The sequence below is a fragment of the Bradyrhizobium sp. HKCCYLS3070 genome (assembly GCF_051167575.1).
GTDB lineage: Bacteria > Pseudomonadota > Alphaproteobacteria > Rhizobiales > Xanthobacteraceae > Bradyrhizobium.
Window position 1 is genome coordinate 431,972 of sequence record NZ_JBNPTI010000002.1, and the last position, 17,289, is coordinate 449,260.

17 protein-coding genes and 1 pseudogene are annotated in these 17,289 nt (G+C 63.7%); 8 read left to right on the top strand and 10 right to left on the bottom strand.

Annotated features, from left to right (window positions below; all coding sequences use genetic code 11):
* Positions 1-200 precede the first annotated feature (200 nt).
* The 7 genes from ACQR03_RS10610 to pqqA form a co-directional block, all read right to left on the bottom strand.
* Entirely contained in the window at positions 201-872 is a 672-nt protein-coding gene (locus tag ACQR03_RS10610; protein ID WP_316226453.1) for a DUF4286 family protein, read from the bottom strand.
* Between the two features lie 177 nt (positions 873-1,049).
* Positions 1,050-2,039, bottom strand: a complete 990-nt coding sequence (gene pip, locus ACQR03_RS10615; protein ID WP_434841314.1) for a prolyl aminopeptidase — start codon at positions 2,037-2,039, stop codon at positions 1,050-1,052.
* Positions 2,032-3,225: a pyrroloquinoline quinone biosynthesis protein PqqE gene (gene pqqE / locus ACQR03_RS10620; protein WP_434841313.1), complete on the bottom strand. Its 1,194-nt coding sequence runs from the start codon at positions 3,223-3,225 to the stop codon at positions 2,032-2,034. Before pqqE ends, pip begins: the two co-directional genes overlap by 8 nt.
* Positions 3,222-3,530, bottom strand: coding sequence for a pyrroloquinoline quinone biosynthesis peptide chaperone PqqD (pqqD, locus tag ACQR03_RS10625; RefSeq protein ID WP_434841312.1), 309 nt, complete (start codon positions 3,528-3,530; stop codon positions 3,222-3,224). Before pqqD ends, pqqE begins: the two co-directional genes overlap by 4 nt.
* A 245-nt stretch (positions 3,531-3,775) precedes the next feature.
* Positions 3,776-4,531, bottom strand: a complete 756-nt coding sequence (gene pqqC / locus ACQR03_RS10630) for a pyrroloquinoline-quinone synthase PqqC (RefSeq protein ID WP_434841392.1) — start codon at positions 4,529-4,531, stop codon at positions 3,776-3,778.
* Between the two features lie 20 nt (positions 4,532-4,551).
* Positions 4,552-5,481, bottom strand: coding sequence for a pyrroloquinoline quinone biosynthesis protein PqqB (pqqB, locus tag ACQR03_RS10635; RefSeq protein WP_434841311.1), 930 nt, complete (start codon positions 5,479-5,481; stop codon positions 4,552-4,554).
* A 215-nt stretch (positions 5,482-5,696) separates the two neighbouring features.
* Positions 5,697-5,777: a pyrroloquinoline quinone precursor peptide PqqA gene (gene pqqA / locus ACQR03_RS10640; RefSeq protein ID WP_012029362.1), complete on the bottom strand. Its 81-nt coding sequence runs from the start codon at positions 5,775-5,777 to the stop codon at positions 5,697-5,699.
* A 305-nt stretch (positions 5,778-6,082) separates the two neighbouring features.
* Here pqqA and ACQR03_RS10645 point away from each other — a divergent pair, with 305 nt between their 5' ends.
* The gene (locus ACQR03_RS10645) at positions 6,083-6,340 is read left to right on the top strand and encodes a DUF6894 family protein (protein WP_315718026.1); all 258 of its coding nucleotides are present in this window, start codon (positions 6,083-6,085) and stop codon (positions 6,338-6,340) included.
* A 54-nt stretch (positions 6,341-6,394) separates the two neighbouring features.
* Here ACQR03_RS10645 and ACQR03_RS10650 read toward each other — a convergent pair whose 3' ends face one another.
* Both ACQR03_RS10650 and ACQR03_RS10655 read right to left on the bottom strand, forming a co-directional pair.
* The gene (locus ACQR03_RS10650; RefSeq protein WP_434841310.1) at positions 6,395-6,829 is read right to left on the bottom strand and encodes a group III truncated hemoglobin; all 435 of its coding nucleotides are present in this window, start codon (positions 6,827-6,829) and stop codon (positions 6,395-6,397) included.
* Between the two features lie 80 nt (positions 6,830-6,909).
* The gene (locus tag ACQR03_RS10655; RefSeq protein WP_434841309.1) at positions 6,910-8,013 is read right to left on the bottom strand and encodes a lactonase family protein; all 1,104 of its coding nucleotides are present in this window, start codon (positions 8,011-8,013) and stop codon (positions 6,910-6,912) included.
* A gap of 364 nt (positions 8,014-8,377) precedes the next feature.
* Here ACQR03_RS10655 and ACQR03_RS10660 point away from each other — a divergent pair, with 364 nt between their 5' ends.
* The 7 genes and pseudogenes from ACQR03_RS10660 (at position 8,378) to ACQR03_RS10690 (ending at position 15,041) form a co-directional block, all read left to right on the top strand.
* On the top strand, positions 8,378-9,772 hold the full coding sequence (locus ACQR03_RS10660; RefSeq protein WP_434841308.1) for an amidase family protein: 1,395 nt from the start codon (positions 8,378-8,380) through the stop codon (positions 9,770-9,772).
* Complete coding sequence (locus ACQR03_RS10665) at positions 9,772-10,248, top strand: glutathione peroxidase (protein WP_316172464.1); 477 nt, start codon at positions 9,772-9,774, stop codon at positions 10,246-10,248. The genes ACQR03_RS10660 and ACQR03_RS10665 overlap by 1 nt, the downstream gene beginning before the upstream one ends.
* The gene (locus ACQR03_RS10670; RefSeq protein ID WP_315718031.1) at positions 10,245-10,499 is read left to right on the top strand and encodes a DUF3297 family protein; all 255 of its coding nucleotides are present in this window, start codon (positions 10,245-10,247) and stop codon (positions 10,497-10,499) included. Before ACQR03_RS10665 ends, ACQR03_RS10670 begins: the two co-directional genes overlap by 4 nt.
* A gap of 403 nt (positions 10,500-10,902) precedes the next feature.
* Positions 10,903-11,958 (top strand): hypothetical protein, encoded by a 1,056-nt coding sequence (locus tag ACQR03_RS10675; RefSeq protein WP_434841307.1) that lies wholly within the window; start codon positions 10,903-10,905, stop codon positions 11,956-11,958.
* 439 nt (positions 11,959-12,397) lie between these two features.
* A complete protein-coding gene (locus ACQR03_RS10680) occupies positions 12,398-13,657 on the top strand; it encodes a hypothetical protein (RefSeq protein ID WP_434841306.1) in 1,260 nt (419 codons plus the stop codon).
* Positions 13,658-13,748: 91 nt separating this feature from the next.
* On the top strand, positions 13,749-14,330 hold the full coding sequence (locus tag ACQR03_RS10685; protein ID WP_434841305.1) for a hypothetical protein: 582 nt from the start codon (positions 13,749-13,751) through the stop codon (positions 14,328-14,330).
* A 296-nt stretch (positions 14,331-14,626) separates the two neighbouring features.
* Positions 14,627-15,041: pseudogene (locus ACQR03_RS10690) on the top strand (SRPBCC family protein).
* Between the two features lie 883 nt (positions 15,042-15,924).
* Here ACQR03_RS10690 and ACQR03_RS10695 read toward each other — a convergent pair.
* Complete coding sequence (locus tag ACQR03_RS10695) at positions 15,925-17,274, bottom strand: malonyl-CoA decarboxylase (RefSeq protein ID WP_315718038.1); 1,350 nt, start codon at positions 17,272-17,274, stop codon at positions 15,925-15,927.
* Between the last annotated feature and the right edge of the window lie 15 nt (positions 17,275-17,289).

Here is a 17,289-nt window from a genome sequence, read left to right on the forward strand (position 1 = left end):
CGATGCGGCATTTTCGGTGACGATAGATTGCGAGGATGACGATAAATTAAAGAATGGAGGGTGGAGCACGCGGGCTGCCACGCACTCCGCCGTCATGCCCGGGCTTGTCCCGGGCATCCACGTCGTTCCCAGGATGCCGCACAACGTGGATGGCCGGGACGAGCCCGGCCATGACGATGTGGAGAGAGGCGGGATCTAACTCACTTCGCCGCCGCGATGTCGGCGCGGCTCAAGTCCCACATCAGGCGATAGATGCCGGCCGAGATCTGCGTCGCCAGCGGACCGTCGATCGCCGCGAAGCGGGTGGTCATCAAGGTGGCGATGGCATGACTGTCGGTACCGTCGATGAGGATGAACCAGTCGGCATCGCGCGAGCTCGCAGGAACTCCAGCGGCGGGACCGGAGAGGTCGGCATCGCCTTCGAGCAGATGCATCGAGATGATGCCCCTCAGCTTGCTTGGGTCGAGCTCGATCTGCAGCGCGTCGCGCAACGCTTTGTCCTGCCCGGGTTTGGGCCGCAGGCGGATGATGCCCAGCACGGCGCCGCGACCGGCGCCGATCGAGATCGTGATGCGCGCGACGCTGCGGATCATGTTCTTGAACCGCGCCATCACCGCCTTCGACCATTCCGTCGGCGACTCCAGCCGGGCGCGGTAGGCCGCGCTGTCGAGCACGTCGATCGTTTCGGTCGAATATAGGCAGAGATATTTCGGGCTGCCCTGCTCGGCGACATAGCGTCGCGCCTCGATGAAGCCGGGGATGGCCACGCGCTCTTCGAGATGTTCGCTGTCATACCAATTGTTGAAATCGGCTTCATGCTCAGCATCGATGTTCATCGATGTCAAAAGCATGCCTTTCCCGGCGATGGGCATTGCAGATGTCCTTGTTCAGCGGCCAATTCCTCATGGTGAGGGCGTCACTTGGCGCGTCTCCCGGACAATGCTGCGCATTGCCCGGTGAACCATGAGGCGGGGGGATGTCTGGGGCCTCATCCTTTGAGACGCCATGCCGCGCATGGCTCCTCAGGATGAAGAGAGATGACCATGTGTTTAAGGCGCAGTCGTGCGCGTCGCCATATCGCAGATGGCTTTCATGACCGCATCGCGGATGCCGGGATCATAAAGATTGTGACCTGCGGCTTCGACGACACGGATTTCGGCGTCGCGCCAGATTTCGGCCAGGCGCGCGGCGGTGGAGGGCGGACAGAGCAGGTCATAGCGGCCCTGCACGATGATTCCGGGAATCCCGCTGAGCCTGCTCGCATCCCGCAGCAACTGGCCTTTCGCCATGAAGCTGTCCTGCGAGAAGTAATGCGCCTCCATGAACGGCGTCGCCGGCAAGGCGGTGCCGGAGCGGATGGCGAGCCGATCCAGATGGGCGCGGGCCGGTTTGATCTCGGACAGCGCCCGCTCGGTGTCGTGCCAGGCGCGCGCAGCTGGGCCATGAATCGCCGGATCGGGATCGAGGATGCGCCGGAAGTAGGCGTCGCACGGGTTGGCGCGTTCGTTCTCCGGCAGCATTTCCAGGAAGTCGCGGTGCAGGGCAGGGTGAAAGCGCGCCAGCGTCTCGCCGAAGGCCGTCTCCACTTCCGCACGGGTGCCGAGGAACGTCGCTCGCAGCACCAGCCCCGTGACGCGCGTCGGGTGCGCCTGCGTATAAGCCAGCGCCAAGGTGGCGCCCCAGGAGCCGCCGGCGACGATCCAGCGGTCGAAACCGAACTTTTCGCGGATCGCCTCCATGTCGGCGATCAGGTCGGGCAGGGTGTTGTTGTCGCGGCTGCGCGCAGGACGCGAGCGGCCGGCGCCGCGCTGGTCGAACAGCACGGCATGGAAGCGCTCGGGATCGAACAGGCGGCGGTGATCCGGCTGGCATCCGGAGCCCGGCCCGCCATGAAGATAGACCGCGGGAATGCCGCCAGCGCAGCCGCTGCTCTCGACATAGATCTGGTGACCGCCGGAGACATCCAGCCATTCCGACGTCAGCGGCGCGAACGGATCGCTGCGGCGCGCGGAGGCGCGGCCGGCTTCGGCGTCAGGCATCATTGCTCTCAGGCGTGCCGCCGGCGAAGTTGCGATAGAGGAAGCGGTCCTGGCCCGAGGCCGCGTCACGCTCGGCCTGCTTGAAGATGCTCTCGTGCAGCGGCGACAGCGTGCAGGCCGGATCGGTATTCCCTGCATCGCCGGTCAGCGCGAACGCCTGGCAGCGGCAGCCGCCGAAATCGATCTCGCGGAACTCGCAGGACTTGCACGGCTCCTTCATCCAGCCGGTGCCGCGGTAGCGGTTGAAGGCCTCGGAGTTCTGCCAGATCCAGGCGATCGAATGGTTCGACCGCACGGACATGAAGTCGAGCCCGGTGATGCTCTCGGCGGCGTGGCAGGGCAGGATCTTGCCCGAGGGAGAGATGTTGAAGAACTGCCGGCCCCAGCCGCCCATGCACTTCTTCGGCCGCAGCGCGTAATAGTCCGGCACGACGTAGTCGATCGTCAGCGTGCCCTTCAGCCGCTCGCGCGCCTCCTCGACCAGGCGGTCGGTCTCTTCGAGCTGGGCGTAGGTCGGCATCAGGCTGGCGCGATTCTTCAGCGCCCAGCCGTAATATTGCACGTTGGCGACCTCGAGCCGGTCGGCATCGAGATCGACCGCCATCTGGATGATGTCGGGCAGCTGATGCAGGTTCTGCCGGTGCATCACGGCGTTGACCGTCAGCGGCAGGTCGAGCTCGCGGGTCCAGCGCGCGACCTCGAGCTTCTTGACGTGGCCGCCCTTGTAGCCGCCGACGCGGTCGGCGATGCCGGCCTCGCTGCCCTGGAAGCTGATCTGGACATGGGACAGCCCGGCATCGGCCAGCTCCTTCAGCCGCTCCCGCGTCAGCAGCACGGCCGAGGTGATCAGGTTGGTGTAGAGGCCGACGTCGTTGGCATGCTGCACCAGCTCGACCAGATCCTTGCGCGCGGTCGGCTCGCCGCCGGAGAAGTGGATCTGCAGCACGCCGATCTCGGCGAGCTCGGACAGCACCTTCTTCCACTCCGCCGTCGTCAGCTCCTGCCCGGCGCGATCGAGCTCCAGCGGGTTGGAGCAATAGGGGCATTGCAGCGGACAGCGATGCGTGAGTTCGAGCAGCACGGCGAGCGGAATGCCGTAGGTTTCGGCCACGGAACCGCGCCGCTCCAGCACGGCGAGGCCGTCATTGCTGTCGATGGGCGGTGAGGTGTCGGTCAGCTCGGTCATGATGTCGTCTCCCGAACCTCGGTCAGGAATCCCTTGTCGGCGAGATCCTGCAGCATGGCAACCACATCGGTCGCGATGACGTCGCGAGGCGCGGCATATTTCGCCGCGAGCTCGTCGATGATATCAGCAACGCTGCGCGCGCCATCGCACAGCTTGAGCACCTCGATTGCGATCTCGTCCGGCGCCAGCACGCGTTCCGGCGCCAGGATCACCCAGACCTGCCGGGTCTCGTCGAACTTCAGCTTCGCATGCCGCGGCAACACCACGCGGCTGGTCTCGGTGACTTGGATATGACGCGGGGCCATGGCGGGTCTCTAGCCGATGATTGTTGCGTTCGGTCCGATGCCGCGGCATCGGCGGTGCCCACCCTCCCCTGGAGGGGGAGGGTCGTTGCGCATCGCCCGCGATGCGCAACGGGGTGGGGCGATCTCTCCATGCGCACCGCGGCAGGTGGCTTCACCCCACCCCGCCTCGCGCTTCGCGCGAGCCGACCCTCCCCCTCCAGGGGAGGGTGGCACCGGTACACTTGAGAGAGCCGCGAAGACCACGCTCAGCCCTCCTTCGGCACGAAGGCGCCGGGCGGGATGTGGCCCTCGACATAGGCATGATACAGCGCGTCGAGCTGCACCCACAGCACGTTGGTCTTGAAGATCAGCGCGTTGCACACGGCGGCGCGCTGCTCCGGCGTGGTGGCGTGCTCCTTGACGTAATGCAGCGCGAAGTTCGCGTCGCGCGGCGCCTGGGTGAGACGGCGCTTGAAGTAGCTCATCGTATCGTTGTTGACGAAATCGTAGTGCTCGAGCATGCCGGAGATGCGCTCTTCATGGATGCTCGGCGCGAACAGCTCGGTCAGTGACGAGGCGATCGCCTCTAGCGGCGAGCGGTCGCGGCAGAAATGCACATAGGCTTCGACCGCGAAGCGGGTGGCCGGCAAGATGCCTTCGGTCGATTCGACGTAGGCCGTGTCGAGGCCGAGGCCTTCGGTCAGCTTGATCCAGCGCTCGATGCCGCCCTCGCTGCCGACATCGCCATCATGATCCTCGATGCGGTGCCGCCATTCCAGCCGCGTGGCGCGGTCGCGGAAACGCGTCATCACCATCGCGTCCTTCAGCGGGATCGTCGACTGATAGTAGTAGCGGTTCAGCGCCCAGGCCTGCACCTGGCCCTTGTTGAGCTTGCCGCCGTGCAGCAGCTTATGAAACGGGTGGTGGTTGTGATAGCGCGTCGCGCCGATATGGCGAAGTGCTGCTTCCAATTCGCTTGCATTGTTCAGCGTCACGCCGTGTCCGATCGACAGCGCCGTCATTCCGCTCAGATTGACCTCACTCACAGTACGATCTCCATCCCTTCAGCGGGGATTTCCCATCCCTCGCGTTCCAACGTTTGCCGCTCGGGTGAGGCGTGCAGCCACGCCGGATTGGAGTTGTTGATGTGCAGGAAGATCTTCCTGCCGATCGCGAGGTCCGCCAGCTGCTTGATCGCGCCGCTTTCTCCGGACATCGCGATATGTCCCATGCTCTGCCCGGTCTTGTTGCCGAGTCCGGCCTGGATCATCTCGTCGTCGCGCCACACCGTGCCGTCGAACAGCACCAAGGGCGCGCCCCTCAATCTCGTTCTCAGATCATCGTCCACGCCGGCACAGGCGGCGATGACGTAGCAATATTGCCCGCCTTCGAGATCGGCGATCTTCAGGCCCAGCGTGTCGCCGGTCGAGGAGCTGCCGCCGGGATGTTGCTTGTCGCGCAGATACCACGCGCTCGTTCCCGAGACGGCGAAGGCCGTGATCTCCAGGCCCGAGGGCCGGCCGTCCTGCAGCAGCGGCCGGAACGGTACGTCGATCACGATCGGCACGCGCTTGACGGTCTCGTCCTTCAGCACATCGAAGATGTTGTTCGATCTGAGGATCGCAAGCACCTTGGGGTGCGCATGGATCGAGAAAGGTGAACTCTCGCGCATCGACAGCAGCCCCGTGACCGCGTCGATCTCGCCATTGGTCAGGATCACGCCCGCGATCGGACTGTGGCGCAGGGTGCCGGGCTTCGGATGCAGTTGCGGCGTGCGGGTAACCTGCTGGCGCAGATCGGGCGAGGCGTTGATCAGGAACCAGTTGGCGCCATCAGCGCTGACCGCGACCGAGGCTTGGCTGTTGCTGATCTCGGGATGATCGGTGCGCGCGGCACGGCACACGGCGCAGCCGCAATTCCACTGTGGCACTCCACCGCCCGCGGCGGCGCCCAGGACGACGAGGCGAAGCATGAGCCGTCTCCTGGAATTCAGCTGTGGTGGCGCACGCGATTACCAGCGGCAGGATCACCGACAGGCAGGCTGACCAACGGTCAGGACCGCCCGCAGGGAAGGTGACGAGGGGGGGACATCCGACCAGCGTACGGGCTGGCACATACGCGGTCGCTGATCCCCACCCTCAAGCGTCGACGTCCTGATCGCCGAGACCTGGACGTCACACCCGCGAATTATTTGCGGGCCGCGCAGGCGTACATGTTGATTTCCATGCCGACCGGCACTTCAACGATCTTCGGTGCTTTCCAGGCCATTGTCCTCTCCTTCAAGTCGGGACGGTTATCGTCCTCAGCAATAAACTACCGTGCTACGAAAAGTTCGCCAGTGGAATCTTTTTGTTTGAGCCTCTCAGGCCTGTTTATTGCAGTGCGAAGTTGCAGATGCGAGTTGCTGCCGTTTTCGTCGGAACGAGCCGTGAAAACAACGAATTCGTGATCGATGGCTTCGCAACACCGTTCAATTCGGTCCCTAGCTTGGGGGGCTGAGCTGGCCGGATAAAGCAGTCGTGAGATGTTCGAGACTTCAAAACCCCAGCGCGCGACCCCATTGGAAGCTGATGATGCCTAGATATTTCTTCAACACACGGATCGGCGAGGAACTGGTCTCCGACACCGACGGCGAGGTGCTGCGCAGTCCCGACCGCGCCTGGGAAGTCGCGCGCGACATGATCAAGGAACTGCTGCGGACCGAAGGCGGCAACGCGGCGCTGATGACGGCCGTCATCGAGGTGACCGACGAGGACGGTGAGATTGTGCTGGAGTTCCCGTTCTCCGAAGCGATCTTCAACATGCCGGCGCAATCGATGACGCGCCATTGAGCGCAGAACGGCCGCATCGCCGCTTCCCGAACGCCCGCGTGCTTGCGGCCGAGATCAGACCGAATGGCGCGGGCGCGCGATGTCGCCGCGCGTGCTGGCGATGCCCATCTCGAAACTGTCGGCGATGCGGCGGGCGCGGACGATGAAGAGCTCCGCGAGCTCCGGCGCGAGCAGGTCCTTCGCCGTCGCCTCGAACAGTTGCAGCCAGCGGTCGAAATGCGGCCCCTGCAACGATAGCAACAGATGCGGCCGCATCGGCGCGCCGCTGTAGCGGCCGGTCTTCAGGAACATCGACGACCAGAAATCGCTGATCCTGCCGATATGTTCGTCCCAATCCTCCACGGTACGGTTGAAGATCGGGCCGATCAGCTCGTCCTCCCGTGCGCGCCCGTAGAAGGTCTCGACCAGCAGGCGGATCGAGGCGTCGTCGAGTTCCGGATGTTGAACTGCGAGGGGATGGCGGTCAGGCTGGGCGGCAGGCATCGTCATGGCGTTGCATATAGGCACTCGCAGCGCCGATGGAAACGCCGGGCCGCCACGTCCGATCTCGTGGCGGCCCTGTCGTTCGCTCACGGCAGGCTGACGAACTCCACCCAGTTCGGCTTCTTGCCCACGGCGTAGGATTTCGGGCTCGTGAGCGCGCCGCTGGCCGGGTCGATCCGATACACCGTCATCCCGTTCGACACTTCGCCGACGGCGGCGAGATAGCGCCCGGTGGGATCGATGGCGAAGCCGCGTGGCTGGGTCTCGGTCGGCACGCTGCCGATCAGGCTCAGGCGCCCGCTGGCCGCATCGACCTTGAAGCCGGCAATCGTGTTCGAGCCGCGCTCCGAGGCGTAGAGGAACTTGCCGTCCGGCGTCACGTGCAGATCGGCCGCCCAGGGCTTGCCGGTGAAGCCTGAGGGCAGGGCGGTGGTGCGCTGCTGCTCGCTCCAGCTGCCCTTCTCCGCGTCATAGGCATAGACCGCGAGATCCGCGTTGAGCTCGTGCAGAAGGTAGATGAACTTGCCGTTCGGGTGGAAGATGAAGTGGCGCGGCCCTGACTTCTCCGGCGTCTTCACCGTCAGCGCCTCCCTGGCCGTCAGCGTGCCCGTCGCGGCGTCGAAGGCGAATCCGAGCACCTGGTCGGAGCCGAGATTGGTCGCGAACACGAAGCGGTTGTCGGGCGAGGGCAGGAAGGCGTGGGCGTTCAGCCCGGTCGGGATCACCTGGCTCGGCGCCGCGACGACGCCATTGGCCTGGATCGGATTCACCGTCACCTTGTTGCCGCCATAGGAGGCGCTGAACAGCACCTTGCCGGTGCGGTCGAAGGCGATGTTGGCCATGCTGTCGGCGAGCGGGCCGTTGCCGAGGTGGCTGAGCTGACCGGTCTTGGCATTGATCGCAAAGCTCTCGGCCTGGAACGGTTGCGACCGGATGCCGGCGATCAGCACCGTCTTGTCCGGGCTGACCGCGAGCGGGGTCGACGAGCCCGGCTTCTCGACGCCGACGAAGGAAGCCGTCTGCACCGGGATCATCTCGCCGGTCGCGGCATCGAACTTGAACACGTTGATGTCGTTGCTGTCGGCGTTGCCGACATAGGCATAGGTCTCGGCGTGGCCCGCGCGCGGCGCCAGCGTTGCTGCAGCGGCGAGAACGAATGTTGCGGCCATGATGGTGCCCGGTCTGATCATGTGGTTTCCCCCTTTTGTGATGTGCTTGCTTCAGCTCTTAAAGTCGAACGTGAAGCTTGACCAAGCCTGATTCCGGATCGATCGATGCAGGATGGGTATTGATCGCGACCGCACTTCGCACCCATGACACGCGGCCAGTTTGTCTCTCCGTCATGCCCGGGCTTGTCCCGGGCATCCACGTCGGTCCACGCGCGCTGCACGACGTGGATGGCCGGGACAAGCCCGGCCATGACGAGGAGGCGAGGGCGAGTGCAACAAGACCCATGCGGTTTGCTGCCGAAGCTATGCTGGAGTGCCGCGCCGCGACGGCTTTCTCCCGGTAAGTGCTCGCGCTAGAACAAGCCCCGACACCACGGAGCTTCCCATGACCGATCTCTGGCGCCTGCCGGCTGCCGACCTTGCCGCCCTCATCAAGTCGAAGCAGGTCTCCGCCCGCGATGCCGCGACCGCGGCGCTGGCGCGGCTCGATGCGGTCAATCCGGCGATCAATGCCGTGATCGACCATCGCCCCGAGGACGTGCTGCAACAGGCGGATGCCATCGACGCCGCCTTGGCGCGCGGCGAGGATCCGGGGCCTCTCGCCGGCGTGCCGGTGACGATCAAGGTCAATGTCGACCAGGCCGGCTTCGCCACCACCAACGGCCTCAAGCTGCAGAAGGACGCGATCGCCTCGGCTCACAATCCGGTCGTCAACAACCTGGTCAAGGCCGGTGCCGTGCTGCTCGGCCGCACCAACACCCCGGCGGTGTCCTATCGCTGGTTCACCAGCAACCTCATCCACGGCCACACCAAGAATCCGCGCGACCCCAGCATCACGCCGGGCGGCTCCTCGGGCGGCGCAGGATCGGCCACCGCGGCGGGCATCGGCCATATCGGTCATGGCACCGACATCGCCGGCTCCGTCCGCTATCCCGCCTATGCCTGCGGCATCCACGGCCTGCGCCCGACGGTCGGCCGCATCCCGGCCTTCAATACACAGTTCCCCGAGCGCCCGATCGGCCCGCAGATCAGCGCCGTCTCGGGCCCGCTCGCCCGCACGGTCAACGACGTCAGGATCGCGCTGGCCGCGATGTCGGCGCGCGACGTCCGCGATGTCTGGTGGATGCCGGTGCCGCTCGAGGGCCCGCCGCTGCCGAAGCGCGTCACCCTCTGCGTCAACCCGGACGGGCTGAACCCGGTGCCGGAGGTCGTGGCCGCCTTGCGCGATGCCGCCGGGCGGCTGGAAGCCGCCGGCTGGACCGTCGAGGAGATCGCGGACACGCCGCCGATGCAGGAGGCCGCGCTGCTGCAGACCCGTCTCTGGCTCGGCGACGGCTACGAGGCGCAACTCGCAGCGGCCGAGAAGGAGGGCGACCCGGGTGCGCTGGCCTGCCTGCGCGGCGTCAGTGACAAGGTTCACCCATTCGACCTGTCGCAGACGCTCGCGCGCCGCGCCGCGCTGACCCGGCAATGGCTCCTGTTCATGGAGCAGCATCCGCTGCTGCTGATGCCGGTGTCGGGCATGCTGCCGTTCGCCGATCAGCTCGACCGCAAGGACGAGGAGTCGTTCCAGCAGGTCTGGCACGCCCAGCTCACGCAGATCGCGATTCCGTTCTTCGGCCTGCCGGGCCTGACGGTCTCGACCGGCATGGTCGGCCGCGTCCCGGTCGGCGTCCAGCTTGTCGGCCAGCGCTTTCGCGAGGACGCGTGCCTTCTCGCTGGCGAAGCGATCGAGGCTGGCGGTACCCCGGCTTCGCCGATCGATCCGGTGCTGGGCTGATGGCCAGCATCTATGATTTCACCGCGACCTCGCTGAAGGGCGAGGAGGTGCCGCTGAAGCGCTTCGCAGGCCAGGTGCTGCTGATCGTCAACACCGCCAGCGCCTGCGGCTTCACGCCGCAATATCGCGGCCTCGAGGCGCTGCACCGCGCCTATGCGGACAGGGGCTTTGCCGTGCTCGGATTTCCCTGTAACCAGTTCGGCGCCCAGGAGCCCGGCACGGCCGAGGAGATCGGCGCGTTCTGCGCCGGCAAGTACGACGTCACCTTCCCGCTGTTTGCGAAGATCGACGTCAACGGTACCGATGCACATCCGCTCTACAAGTTCCTGAAGGGCGAGAAGACCGGCCTCTTGGGCTCGGCGATCAAATGGAATTTCACCAAATTCCTGGTCGATCGCCATGGGAATGTGGTGTCGCGCCATGCGCCGACCACCACGCCCGAGGCGTTGAAGAAAGAGATCGAGGCACTGCTGTGAGCGACAACGAGACGACTGCGACCCCATTTCCTGACCGGCTGTCGGTCGATCCGAAGAGCCCCTATTACAATGCGGAGATCCTGTCGCGTGACGTCGGCATCCGCTTCAAGGGCGCCGAGAAGACCAATGTCGAGGAATACTGCATCAGCGAAGGCTGGATCCGCGTCGCCGCAGGGAATGCCAAGGACCGCCACGGCAACCCGCTGACCATCAAGGTCCACGGCCCGGTCGAGCCGTATTTCAAGGATTGAGGCGACTGCGCTGCGGGCCTCTGGTGGTCGTATCCGCCAACCTCTGGCCTCAGCGATGAGGCAAACCGCCAACCCAGGACTCGTCATGCCCGGGCTTGTCCCGGGCATCCACGTCGTCATTCCAGGCGCACGACATGGATGGCCGGGACAAGCCCCGGCCATGACGGTGTGGAGAAGGGCGGGGTCGAAGCAGCTTTAGCCCCCGCGTCGCGATGGGTAATTTAGAATGTTGGTCGTAGATATTTGAGCGTCGTTCAAAATTATATTGAACGTCGCTCACATTCCGCTACACTCACCCATATCCGCCCCGTCGGCACCGGTCCCGACGCGCGACGTCCCCAGGCGTTTGCGCGATCGGACCCCTGCGTGCCGTCTCCCGGCGGGGTCACAGAGGGTGATGACGATGGCCTATTCGGAACAAGATCTGCGCGCCGCCGCCGGGGCAGGCGCGATCGGACCCGACGAGTTGCAGCGGTTGCTGACCTACCTCGAGCAACAGGCGAAGGCGGGTCCGGCGGCGCACGCCAAATTCGATGCCGCGCATCTGCTCTGGTACGCCGGCGCGCTGATCGTGATCGGCGCCATGGGCCTGTTCTCGACGGTGGCCTTCTCGCAGATGGGGGGCCGCGCCCTGACGGCCTGCGCGCTCGCCTATGCCGCCGCGTTCGGCTTCGCCGGCGACCACCTCTGGCGCCGGAGCTTGCGCGTCCCCGGCGGCCTGCTGATCGCCATCGCCGTGTCGATGGCACCGCTCGCCGTCTACGGCGTCCAGGCCGAATTCGGCTGGTGGGGCAAGTTCGGCAAGCCCGGCACGGTTCATGACTTCTACGTCTGGATCAAGGGCAGTTGGCTGTTCATGGAGATCGCCACGATCGCGGCGGGCGCGATCGCGCTGCGCTTCTATCGCGTGCCCTTCATCGTCGCGATCATGTCGGTCGCACTGTGGTTCATGTCGATGGACCTCACGCCCTGGATCTTCAATGTCAGCCATTTCGACTGGGAGATGCGCCGCATCGTGTCGATCTGGTTCGGCCTCGGCATTCTCGCGGTGGCGTGGATCGTCGACTACACCAGCCACAGCCGCGACTTCGGCTTCTGGCTGCACCTGTTCGGCCTGATGGCCTTCTGGGGCGGCGTCAGCGCCACGGAAGGCGCGACCGAGCCGGGCAAGGCCATCTACTGCCTGCTGAACGTCGGCCTGCTCGCGATCGCCGTCATCATCGTCCGCCGCGCCTACGCCGTGTTCGGCGCCATCGGCATCACCATGTATCTCGGCCACCTCGCCGACGTCGTCTTCAAGGACTCGCTGCTGTTTCCCTTCGCGCTGTCGCTGATCGGCATCGCGGTGGTCGCGGTGGGACTGGCGTATCACCGGAAGCAACGGGTCATCTCGGAATGGCTCACGGCCAATCTGCCGGCGGCGGTGCTGCGGCTGCGGCCGCAGGGCGCGTTGGGGTGAAGTGGCGGGATTTCGGTTACGGCGTCACGGTGCATCGAGAACGCCAGAATTGATAGTTGTGAACCTACCTGAAGGATAAGCATCGGCGCGCCGCGCCGGGGGCGGCAATCGCAAGACTGGTATTCACCGGAATTGGTGGGCACACCCAAATCTTCCCTCAGGCTCGGCTCTCGCAAATGGGCGTACAAGGCCAACATCTTCGGCTTCGAGTGGCAGTTGGACCGCAGCCAGTGCTGGCGCAACGTCAATCCGGCGCCCTAAGTTCTGTACCCGCTTGTATATAAAGGGCGGCGCACCAGTGGTTTGCGTGCCGGACAACTGGATTTCGTGTTCAGAGCTCTTGCCTTCGCGAGTGGAAGTTCCCACCTATCGCAAAGGTTGTGCTTATACCCCATTTTTCTCGTGTTAGGTCATGCCGCGGAAAAGCGAGCCTTCGTTCGTGTCCGACGCGCGTCTGCGCTTAGCGCAGGCCAAAAAGCGCATCGTGCGACAGCAGCGCCGCATCGAGAGGATGAGCGCTGCGGCACCGAACCGCGTTCGTGCCGAGACGCTGCTCCAACTGCTGCGGCGACGCGAACACAGGGCGACCCAGTATTTGGGCATGGTTTCTGGCTGGTCGCGAAAGCACCGCCGCAGCAGGTTTCCCCGGAATATCAAGAATAGATTTATTGGTCCCCCAAAGGCGCGCGAAACCACAGAACAGCGTAAAGCGCGATGGGATCAGAACGTCCGCAGTTTCCTGGACAAGCAATATGAGGCCGCGCCGCACTACAAGTCGTGCGTTCTCATGGCGTGGGAGAAGTTTCTTGCCCTCAACTTGCCGTCAGAGCACTTCGTCACGGAGCTCGTAAGCGGCAACAAAGCTAAGATCCTGCAGCGAGTGTGGGAAATGATGATCGCGCGTCATCTCGATGCGCTCGGCTTCAAAATCACAACCGCTGCTAAGGGGCCGGACTTTAGGTTCGAGCACGAAAATAAGGTTTATTGGATTGAGGCCGTTTCACCGGAGCCCATGGGAGTACCCGAAGACTATTTGGAGTTTCCGAAGCCTGGCGAATTTAAGGTTGGGGATGTAACGCATGAGGAGGTACGGCGACGATGGATCGCAGCGGTTGATGAGAAGGCGAAGAAGCTAAAAAAATATCGTGCCAAGGGCATTGTTGGTAGCAAGGATGCATACGTCATTGCTGTGAATGGCTGTCAACTTGGTGCACTCCCAATTGATCACGGGCTCTCAGGGCTTCCCTACGCTGTTGAAGCAGTTTACCCAGCAGGCCCTGTTACCATCCCCGTTGAAAGAGCTACCGGTGCGTTTGGAAAACCGTACATAGGAAGCCAGTGGTCTATAAAAAGTGCGAACGGAAGCCCGGTACCGACCTTGATGTTTGTTAACAGAGAGCAAGCTGGGGTTTCTGCTGTTATCGCGTCGTCTTCCGATCGTTCTGAAGACCCCATCTTACCGCTCGACGTCGTGCACAACAATTTCGCCGAAGTGCCGGTTGGTCGCGGCCTGTTGGGCGCCAAGTCGGACGAGTGGGTACCATCTCCCGACGGCAAAGGAGGTATCAACATAACGAAGGTTGAACTCAAGTCACAAATGGTAGCCGGAGCGGTGACAGGTAGCGTGGAAGGCACGGAGATTTCTCTCGGGCATGACCTGAACTGTGACAGTGCACAAGACTCCCTGTCGGGACGATGAAGTGAGGTAGTCAATACGTTAAGTGTCATCGAAACCCAATCGGGCGCGTGACCACGTCGGAAAGTGCGCTAACGCAGCGGGAGGCTGCTACGTGAACATCGAAGAGTTTCTGAAGGCTCATCAATATACGATTGCCGCCCTAGGCGTCTTAGGCACGTTCTCGGCCGTCTTAGTCGCTCTGTTTAGCTCGATCGCTGCAATGAGAACATCCCGTACGAGAATAAGTGCGCGCGCCTCCATAAATGTCATCCACCACTCTTCCTTGGAAGGAAAGGAGCGACCGAAGTATCTGGTCGTATCCATTCGCAACTTAGGCGCGATGCCCGTCCATATTCCGATGGGGTTCTTTCATTGGAAGCTACCTCTCCAGCGCGGAGTTTACGAGGTGTTGCCTCTAGACTACTCGGCTGCAGATGAATGGATTGCCCAGAAAAGGTACCCAGTTGAAATCAGGGCCCGCGGGTCTGAGATCTTCTTTCTCTCGCCTATCTCGGTTTTTCAGGAAGATGCATTAAAGACATTTATTGGAACATCCGTTTGGAGCAGATTTCGCTACCGATTTCTTTCCGCGATGGTGTTTACAGACGAAGGCAGGACCTTCAACGTTAAGCTCGAGAGTTCGTTGCGCAAAGAGATGGTGCGTCTTTGCGATCATCGGAGCAACTCAACGTAAGTTTGGTAAGAATATGGTAGGGGCCACCTAGTTCTCGGCTCTTTCAGTGACAGTGCACAAAACTCGTCCTTGAGCGCGCTGATCGACGCGAAGACGGCGGAAGCGATTGGGTTCCGAGCTGGGGCGCCAACAGACGCCGACCGCATGCTGACCGTGCACACCGGCGTCTTTTTCATTTTTCGACGCATTGAGGGCTCGCGGGTGTCGGGACCGGCCAGTCTGGCTCGTCTTTTAACCGACACCACCCCCTGCGCTCATGCAGTGAGCCGTCCAAATGCAACCAGGAGCAATGTTTCATGAGGATCACCGTCGAAACCACCGTCGCAGCCCCGATCGATCAGGTTTGGCGTGCCTATACGACGCCGGCCGACATCGTGAAGTGGAACGCTGCTTCCGACGACTGGCATACGACCAAGGCGACGGTCGACCTGAGAGAGGGCGGCGCGTTCTCGTCGCGGATGGAGGCCAAGGACGGCAGCATGGGCTTCGACTTCGCCGGCACCTACACCAAAATCGTCGAGCACAGGCTGATCGAGTACGCCTTCGGCGATCAAGGCCGAAGTTCACTTCGAGCCCGGACCGAAGGGCGTCGTCGTTCGCGTTGTCTTCGATGCCGAAACGACGCACCCGGTCGAGCAGCAGCAGGGCGGCTGGCAGTCGATTCTCGACAGCTTCGCGCGATACGTCGAGGCGAAGCAGAAGACCTCGTGATGACGCATTGAGGGCAAGGCCGAGGTCCTGGAAGGGCGTCGGCCCTTCCGCGAATAACAATCGCTGATCCCGCCGCAAAATTCCCTCTTGACAATTTCCGAAAATCAGCAATACTGCGCGCGTCCCGCCTCATCGCAGAGGGGCGTACGCGTCGTCACGAACGTCGGGGTGGGATGCGGTGGCCGTGGAGGTGCTGGGCGACGACCGGCACTTGCGCGGACGGAGAAGTCGTGTGGTCCTGGCCTCTCGACGCTGAGGTCAAGTCCGTGTCGTTGCTTATGGGCACGCGCGGGCGATGGGGGCAAGAACGCCGATCCCCAGGGAGAGCACGAAGGACACCGTTCCAACCATCGCGCAGGGAAGGCCGGAATGCACCGGTCGTACCTGTGGTTCCTGCCCCGTGCATTTTCTCACGCACGGGGGCCATGGGTGTGGCCAGCACCCGGTCTTCCCTGCGCCCTCTGTATTTGTCGGAGGGACATGCTTCGCAGCAACTCGGGCGCCATGCGCCGCGAGGCTATGATCGCGCGTCCCCAAGCTGTTTGAAATGTGAAACCGGTCCAACCTCATCGTCGTCCCGGCGAACGCCGGGACCCATACGCCGCGGCGGATGTGGCTTGGCGAGGTCTAACGACTGGCCTGCCTCAAACGACGACCTGTGGTTATGGATCCCGGCGTTCGCCGGGATGACGACGGTGGCTGTGGCGTAAGCACAGTCTCTCACCGGCGTCATTGCGAGCGAAACGAAGCAATCCAGGGCGACGCGAAAGACTCTGGATTGCTTCGTCGCTTCGCTCCTGGCAACGACGGAGTTTGGAGTGGGCGGCGTGCCCAGCAATGGCGCGAGGTGGATGTGAGACAGTGCTGCAGTCTGCCGCAAGCCCTACGACGACAACCGCATATCCAGCAGCCGCCGGCCCTCGGCGCGCAGCAGCTTCTTGACCGCGCTCGAGGCCACGACCTCGCCGTCATTGGCATAGGCTTCGTGGTTCTTCTCGATGTCCTCGAGCCGATACAGGTAGTTCACCATCACGGTCGCGGATTCGCGCTGGCCCTTGGACGAGAGGTCGCCGAGCCAGTTGATGCGCTCGAGTCTCGCGCCGTTGCCGAGGTGGAAGCGGGCGACGGGATCGATCACTTTGCCCTTCGACGTCCGCGCCTTCAGGAAGTAGTGCGCGGCGAGCGGCTCGATCACCGGGCGCAGCTCGGCGGTCATCTCGGCATCCTCGACCCAGCGCGGCTCGTTCAGCAGCTTGAGCACGTTGCGATCCTCTTCGGTCGCATCGGTCGTCGACTTCAGCCAGTGCATGAAGCCGGGCACCGGCGACAGCGTGACGAAGGTGTCCAGCTTCGGCAGCTCGCGCCGCAGCTCCTCGACCACCTGCTTGATCAGGAAGTTGCCGAACGAGATGCCGCCGAGGCCGCGCTGGGTGTTGGAGATCGAATAGAATACGGCGGTGCGGGCGCGGTCGGCCGGCACCGGCGGACGATCGACCGCGAGCAGCGGCGCGATGGCGCCGGGGATGGTCTCGGTCAGCGCGATCTCGACGAAGATCAAGGGCGCATCGGGCATCGCCGGATGGAAGAAGGCGTAGCAGCGGCGATCGACCGGATCGATGCGGCGGCGCAGATCGTCCCAGTCGTGGATCTCGTGCACTGCCTCGTAGCGGATGATCTGTTCCAGAATGTTCGCCGGCGTCGACCAGTCGATCTTACGCAGCACGAGAAACCCCCTGTTGAACCATGAGCTCAAGAGATGCACGACGTCGCGATCGAGCGCGGCGAGTTCCGGATTGCCCTTGATGAGATCCAGGAGATCGGTGCGCATCGCCACCAGCTCGGGCGTGCCGCCCGGCGCGCGGTTGAGCCGGCGGATCAGCTCCTGCCGGCGCGGCTCGGAGGCGAAATGCAGCGCGCTCGCGCCTTCGTCCGAAGGCGTCGCGCGCCAGTCGTCGATCGCCTTGGCGAGCCTGGCCTTGTCCGGCCCGAAATCATGCACCAGCGCGGTGAAGAACGCCTTGCGGCCCTCGGGGTCGAGATCGTGATAGCCGTCGAGAACGTCGCGGGCCATCGCCGTGCCCGAGGCCTCGCCGGCGCCGGACACCAGCGCCTCGCACAGCTCGGCCAGGCTTTTCGCATCATGCTTGTCGACAGGGGCGCCGCCGCCGCGCAGCAGCGTCCGGCCTCGCTCGGAAATTGTGGTGATCAGGTCGGTGAAAAAGGCGTTGGCCATCTGATGTCGGTCGAA

Coding starts and splice junctions, on each gene's coding strand:
- ACQR03_RS10610 (WP_316226453.1), bottom strand. CDS start 872: ATGCCCATCGCCGGGAAAGGCATGCTTTTGACATCGATGAACATCGAT.
- pip (WP_434841314.1), bottom strand. CDS start 2,039: ATGCCTGACGCCGAAGCCGGCCGCGCCTCCGCGCGCCGCAGCGATCCG.
- pqqE (WP_434841313.1), bottom strand. CDS start 3,225: ATGACCGAGCTGACCGACACCTCACCGCCCATCGACAGCAATGACGGC.
- pqqD (WP_434841312.1), bottom strand. CDS start 3,530: ATGGCCCCGCGTCATATCCAAGTCACCGAGACCAGCCGCGTGGTGTTG.
- pqqC (WP_434841392.1), bottom strand. CDS start 4,531: ATGACGGCGCTGTCGATCGGACACGGCGTGACGCTGAACAATGCAAGC.
- pqqB (WP_434841311.1), bottom strand. CDS start 5,481: ATGCTTCGCCTCGTCGTCCTGGGCGCCGCCGCGGGCGGTGGAGTGCCA.
- pqqA (WP_012029362.1), bottom strand. CDS start 5,777: ATGGCCTGGAAAGCACCGAAGATCGTTGAAGTGCCGGTCGGCATGGAA.
- ACQR03_RS10645 (WP_315718026.1), top strand. CDS start 6,083: ATGCCTAGATATTTCTTCAACACACGGATCGGCGAGGAACTGGTCTCC.
- ACQR03_RS10650 (WP_434841310.1), bottom strand. CDS start 6,829: ATGACGATGCCTGCCGCCCAGCCTGACCGCCATCCCCTCGCAGTTCAA.
- ACQR03_RS10655 (WP_434841309.1), bottom strand. CDS start 8,013: ATGATCAGACCGGGCACCATCATGGCCGCAACATTCGTTCTCGCCGCT.
- ACQR03_RS10660 (WP_434841308.1), top strand. CDS start 8,378: ATGACCGATCTCTGGCGCCTGCCGGCTGCCGACCTTGCCGCCCTCATC.
- ACQR03_RS10665 (WP_316172464.1), top strand. CDS start 9,772: ATGGCCAGCATCTATGATTTCACCGCGACCTCGCTGAAGGGCGAGGAG.
- ACQR03_RS10675 (WP_434841307.1), top strand. CDS start 10,903: ATGGCCTATTCGGAACAAGATCTGCGCGCCGCCGCCGGGGCAGGCGCG.
- ACQR03_RS10695 (WP_315718038.1), bottom strand. CDS start 17,274: ATGGCCAACGCCTTTTTCACCGACCTGATCACCACAATTTCCGAGCGA.